4 protein-coding genes and 2 pseudogenes are annotated in these 5,445 nt (G+C 66.9%); 2 read left to right on the top strand and 4 right to left on the bottom strand.

Features of this window, described 5'->3' with window-relative positions; all coding sequences use genetic code 11:
* Positions 1 to 131: pseudogene (locus EOA29_RS43180) on the top strand (aldehyde-activating protein); the annotation flags it as partial.
* Positions 132 to 275: 144 nt separating this feature from the next.
* On the opposite strand, the gene EOA29_RS23585 reads toward EOA29_RS43180, so the two are convergent.
* The 3 genes from EOA29_RS23585 to EOA29_RS23575 all read right to left on the bottom strand — a co-directional run bounded on the left by EOA29_RS23585 (position 276) and on the right by EOA29_RS23575 (position 4,016).
* Entirely contained in the window at positions 276 to 689 is a 414-nt protein-coding gene (locus EOA29_RS23585; protein WP_126092884.1) for a c-type cytochrome, read from the bottom strand.
* Positions 690 to 787: 98 nt separating this feature from the next.
* Complete coding sequence (locus tag EOA29_RS23580; protein WP_245464631.1) at positions 788 to 1,189, bottom strand: hypothetical protein; 402 nt, start codon at positions 1,187 to 1,189, stop codon at positions 788 to 790.
* 163 nt (positions 1,190 to 1,352) lie between these two features.
* On the bottom strand, positions 1,353 to 4,016 hold the full coding sequence (locus EOA29_RS23575; protein ID WP_126092885.1) for a LuxR family transcriptional regulator: 2,664 nt from the start codon (positions 4,014 to 4,016) through the stop codon (positions 1,353 to 1,355).
* 466 nt (positions 4,017 to 4,482) lie between these two features.
* Here EOA29_RS23575 and EOA29_RS23570 point away from each other — a divergent pair.
* Positions 4,483 to 4,704, top strand: a pseudogene (locus tag EOA29_RS23570) (GNAT family N-acetyltransferase); the annotation flags it as partial.
* 148 nt (positions 4,705 to 4,852) lie between these two features.
* Here the strand turns inward: EOA29_RS23570 and EOA29_RS23565 are convergent.
* Positions 4,853 to 5,445, bottom strand: a 593-nt coding sequence (locus EOA29_RS23565; RefSeq protein WP_281061106.1) for a glycerol-3-phosphate dehydrogenase C-terminal domain-containing protein, incomplete at its 5' end; no start/stop codon positions are given.

Raw genomic sequence — 5,445 nt, 5'->3', positions numbered from 1 at the left:
CGAGCCGCATGGCCGGCATCCGCGCCCAGCTCAAGTCGATCGGGCTCGAACCCTATGACTGCCTCAGTCCCGGCCTGATGGACTATATCGCCACCTGGACCGCGAAGAAGTCGGGAGCCCTGGCGGCATAGTCCGCGTTGCCGCGTCGGGGGGCGCGGCAGTCGGAATTCATGAGGCATCTTGTTGCGATAGAACGCAGCGGCGGCAAGCGAGCGTTCTTCCCGCTGACAAGACGTCGCCATCGATCAGGCTTGAAGCGGGCGCACCAAGGCTTTCTACGGCTGCAGTCTGCCGGGCCGCCCGCGGCCGAGCGAGCCGTCCGCGCGGGCCTGCAGATAGGCATAGATATCGTCCACATAGGGTGCGAAGTTGGGATCGTCGGCGAACCCTTTCATCACCGAGCCGCCGTCGGCACGGCCATTGAGCACGGCGCGCCGGAAGGCTTCGATGTCGGGCAGTCGGCTGACCAGGGACGGCGCGAAGGTCGACCCCACGCCGTCAGGGCCGTGGCAGCGGTCGCAGCCCGAATGGTAACGCCTGAAACCGTCATAGGTCCGCGCATCGGCCTTGCCGTCCACAACCCTGTAGAACTTTCCGGGAGCGGCGGCATCCTGCCCCGCCGTGCCTGCGTCGGTCGCGAAGCTCAGGACAGCGGAAGCCAGGACAACCGTCTGCAGCAAGCTACCCATCTGTCTGTCATCCAACAGCGGCGGGCGGGAGCCCGCGCTGCGTTGCTTCGCCCGAGTCGACGGAATGGGCGCCCCCGCCCGGTGCCGACCAGCCCGATTCAGGGCGCGGTGGCAGACGTCTTGACCGGCTCCGCGCTGTCCAGCGTCAGGTCGTTCTCCGCGGCGGCGGACGGAATGAAGTTCGGCTCGCTGACAAGCAGTGCCTTGCCGTCGCGCAATATTTCGAAATCGATCGACGGTTGGCCGACGGCCTGCGGCACGGAGATCATCATGCGCTGGCCCGGTGCGAGCGTGGAGACGACGCGGACCGGCTGCTGCTCGGCCCCGGAAGCCATGGTCGCGACGACCCGGTAGCCGTCCTGCTCGACCGTGTAGTAGACGGCGCCGCTGAAGTTGCCGAGCTGGATGCTGTGGCCGCTGCCCGGCGCCAGTTCCGATGCCGCCGCGCCACCCGTGGCAGCGAGCAGCGCAAATGCAAATGCGCTAAGACGTCTGGTCATCGCTATCTCTCCCTTCGGTTCGGCGAGTTCCCGGACAGGCGGCCTGCCCGGGACTTCAGGTGACTTGAGGATTTCAGGTGACTTGAGCCTACCCCCCGCGGCCTTCGCGCACATCGGTACGATCACCCAAATTTCGGCTGCCGCCTTCCTATTTCGCTGGGGATCAGGGCGCGGCGGCGGTGGAGAGCAGCCACGGCTCGCCGCGCAGCCTGAGCAGCACTTCCATCCGGTTGGCGGCGTTGAATTTGCCGAGCACGGCCGAAACCTGGTGCTCGACCGTACGCGGTGATCGCGACAAGGTGCGGGCGACCTCCTTGTTGCTCTTGCCCTCCGCGATCAGGGCGAGCACCTGCTGCTCGTGCTGCGTAAGCCCAAGTGGATGCTGACGGGCGACCGTGTACGGACCCCGGCGCATTTTCGGCAGTCGGCCGGCGACGCCCAGGCGCTGCGCCAGCTTTCGCGCCAGCGTCGCGGCGGGGCGCGCCTCCAGCGCCTCGAGCCCGGTCACGGCGCTTGCCAGTGCCGTCGCGGCATCGGCGCCCCGCACCTGCATCAGCGCGAGCGCCGCCTCGTAGGGAAGGCCCAGGCGCTCCCATTCCTTGGCCGCCGCCAACGGATCACCGCCAAGTTCGACCGCGCGTCGCCATGGAATCCGTGTCGTCGGCGCCGGCATCGGCTCCTCCATCCCGCATCGCCGCCACCAGACCGCCAGTTCGCCGAGGTCAGAAGGACGGAAATTGTCGAGATCCATTGCGACCAGCGCCGTCAGTTGCTCGTGGCCGGCGGCGCGGTCCTCGGAAAGCCAGGCGGCCTCGGTCAGCGCCATACGGACCGGTACGATGCGCTGCAGTTCGCCGGTCGGCAGCCCCTCTTCGAGCGCCTGCTGCAGGAGCGACGCGCCGCCAGGTTCGCCCAGCCGCACGCGCACCCTGCCAAGCACGGTGAGCGCCGGCAGGTGCATGACCACCGGCAGGCGTTCCAGTTTCATGACGCCCTGCGCAATGGTCTCGGCGTCGCGAAAGCGGCCCTGTTCCATGCGAAGCTGCGCCTGCCGGCCGAGCAGATACTGCGCCGGCGAATCGAGGTCGTGCCGGGCGGCGAAGACGATGCCTTCGGAGAGCAGCCGTTCGGCGAGCGCGAAATCCTTGGACACCACCGCATATTCGGCATAGTTGGTGTAGGCCCGCGCCGCATGGTCATGGAACCCGTGCTCGAGCGCGAGCGCCAGGCTTTCCTCCATCCGTTCGCGACCGCCCGGACGATCGTCGAATAGCAGCGAGGTGCCGACATTGTTCAAGGCATGGACGCGCGTTTCGACCTCGCCCAGCCGGTCGGCCAGGGTGATCGCGCGCAGTCCCCACTCGATCGCCTCGTCGAAGCGGTAATGCAGCATATGCAGTTGCGAGCAGGTGCTGTAGGCCATCGCCAGTTCCGGCCCGGGCGGCAGGTTTTCCACCTCGCGCACCGCCTCGTGGGCGAAGTGCTCCGCCTGCTCGCCCTCGCCACGGCGCCAATGCAGCCTGGAAAGGCTGCGCAGGTTGAGGCTGACCTTGTCCGGGCGGCCGAGTTCCCGCCAGAGCGCGATGGCGCGATGCCGCGCTTCGATGATCGTGTCATAGACCTGCAGCGCCAGTCCGGCCTCGTAGGCCCAGGATTCGTAAAGCTGGGCGGCCTCGGCCGGCGGCACCTGCGCGATGTATCTGAGCGCCGTCGCCAGATGCGCGGCGGCTTCACGATGCGCGCCCAGCCGCGCAGCCTGCGCCGCGGCCTGGGGCGCGAGTTCGAGCACGCGCGCGCCGTTATCTGCGGCGGCGGCGTGGTGCACCCGGCGTGCAAGCTGGGTGCTTGCCTGCGCCGCCGGAAGCCCTGCCATTGCCGCCTCCACCTTGGCATGAAGCGACCGCTGCAGGCTGGGCGACAGCCGCTCGAGCGTCGCCTGCCTGGCAAGCTCGTGGCGGAAGGTCAGGGCGCCTTGAACGTCCCGCCGCAGCAATCCGCGGGCCACGCAGCGATCCACGACAGCGTCGACCTCGGCGCCGAGAAGGGCGCGGATCAGCCACGGCTCGACGCTGCCCGGCTCGATGCTCATCATCTCCAGCACCTTGCGCTCGCCGTCCGTCAGGCGCGACAACCGCGACCACACGGCGTCGCGGATGGAATCGGGAACGTGCCCCGGTTCCGCCCCGCGGCTCGCAAGAAGCTCGGAGACGAAGAAGGGGTTGCCCCCCGTGATCTGGTAAAGATCGGCGCCGGCGCGGCCCGACTGTTCGGCCAGTGTCGTGACCGCCTCGGGCGAAAGCGGCTTCAGCGCGATGCGGGTCAGCGATGCCGCCGGCAGGTCGCCTCTTATATGCGTGAGCGGATGGTCGGCGACCAGTTCATCGCTGCGTGCACTCAGCACCAGCATGGCGCGAAGCACGGAAATGCGGCGCCCGAGATATCGGATGAGATCGAGCGTCGCGTTATCCGCCCAATGCACGTCCTCGAAAACGAGCACAGTCGTTCCCCTGGCGTGCTGAAGCGCGCTCAGCAGCGCGGGAAAGAGCCGCTCGGGCGCGGCCCCCTGGTCGAGCAGCGCTGCGATCTGGGGGTCGAGCGCCCGCGCCATGTCCTGCAGGGGACCGAGCGGGCGCGGCGTGAACAGTGCCTCGCACCAGCCCCACAGCACCCGGCAGCCTTCTCCCGCGCGCTCGGTGAATGCCTGCAGCAGCGAAGTCTTGCCTATCCCGGCCTCGCCTTCGAGCAGCACGATGCCGCCCCGACCTTCGCCGGCACTGGCCGCGGTTGCCAGCAAGGTTTTAAGAGGTCTCTCTCGCTCGAGCAGCATTGGCGCAATCGTTTCCAGAACATGTCGCCCAAGAATGCCCCGCGTTTGCGACATGCTTAAAAACAAGACAGGGAGCGCCTCACAACAGGCGGTCCGAACGCGACGCGCTTCAGCCGCGAGTGTACCCCAACTAGGCTTGCTTTCCATTAGCATTGCTTAAAATGAGGCCGAATCCCGGCAGAGCCGATCACTTCCCGGTGCCGTCACGAATCGATCTGCGAGTGGCGGACGCCGAAACGAAGCGTGTGATGCGGGATGGAAAGGGGGCGGCGACTGTCGGCGTGGGGCCGATACCGTTGAAGAAGTCAGCTCGTATGTGGGATGGGTTCGACGAACTTCGCATCGAGGCAGCTATCCTCACGCCGGTTTCGCGAGGGGCACTGCCGGGCGGATGACTCTTAAATCGGTTGGCGCAGCCTGCAATGATATGCCGCCAGCTGATGTTGTGCACGCAGGCGTCCTCTTCATCGCAGTGGTTCGGCCGCATGTGGCCGAGCATTCGGGCGACTTTCTGCGGGTGGACACTCATATGAAGAGCGGCGAGTTCGCCGCCTTTCTGTCGCACAGCGGAATGCCGGTCTTCGACACGGTGCTGACCATGTCGATGGGCAAGCGCCTCGCCGACTTTGCCGTCGGCGGCGCAGGTGCGCCGATGACCTATGCACTTGCCAGTCAAACACTTGGGTAGTTGCAGCCGGCCCCATGGAACTTCACGGCCGTGGTCCTTTAAAGCGCGTCGCGATCTTTCAGATTCGCTCCCCGCGCTTTAAACTATTGATTTTACGCATGTCTTTGTCCCGAAACCGGTTCCCACTTTCGGGAGACATGCTTTAGACTCAGCCAGACCGTCGGTCTCGCCGGGCAACGGGCTCCGACTGCTCAAAGCAAAAGCGATGCCGCTCCGTGAGCTCCTTTGAGGTCGCTTCCAGCTCCTTCTCGCGCCGTCCGGGGTTCCACTCCAGCACAATGGCTGCGGTGTCGGCAATCCGTTCAAGGTCGCGCCGGCTGAGCCGGCCTGTGATCGCCAGCGCGGTGCGGCGCATGACGATATCGGCCAGGTGGACGACACGTTCGTTGCGCGCCAGCCAATCGATCTCCGCCAGCGTATAGTCGAACGCGTCCGCAAGCGGCTCCGTCTGCCGCCCGGCTTCGTGCGCCAGAATGGCGCGTGCCGTCGTGCCATAACGGTCGAGCAGAGCCTCGGCGCGCGCCGGCGAGGCCCCTGTCTCAGCCATGACGGAGGAGATCCAGCGGACACGCGCAGCCGCGTCGGCCGGAAAATCGCGGCCGCCGCCGATGGCGAGGTTTTGCGTGCTCACGCGCCTGGAGCGGCCAAGCCTCGCCAGCAGCAGGTCCGCCACCTCTTCGGCAAAACCGCGGAAGGTCGTCCACTTGCCGCCGACCAACGAGACGATCGGCCAACTCCGGC

The organism is Mesorhizobium sp. M1E.F.Ca.ET.063.01.1.1, from assembly GCF_003998155.1.
Classification (GTDB): Bacteria; Pseudomonadota; Alphaproteobacteria; order Rhizobiales; family Rhizobiaceae; genus Mesorhizobium.
This window is presented reverse-complemented; position numbering and strand designations above follow the sequence as displayed.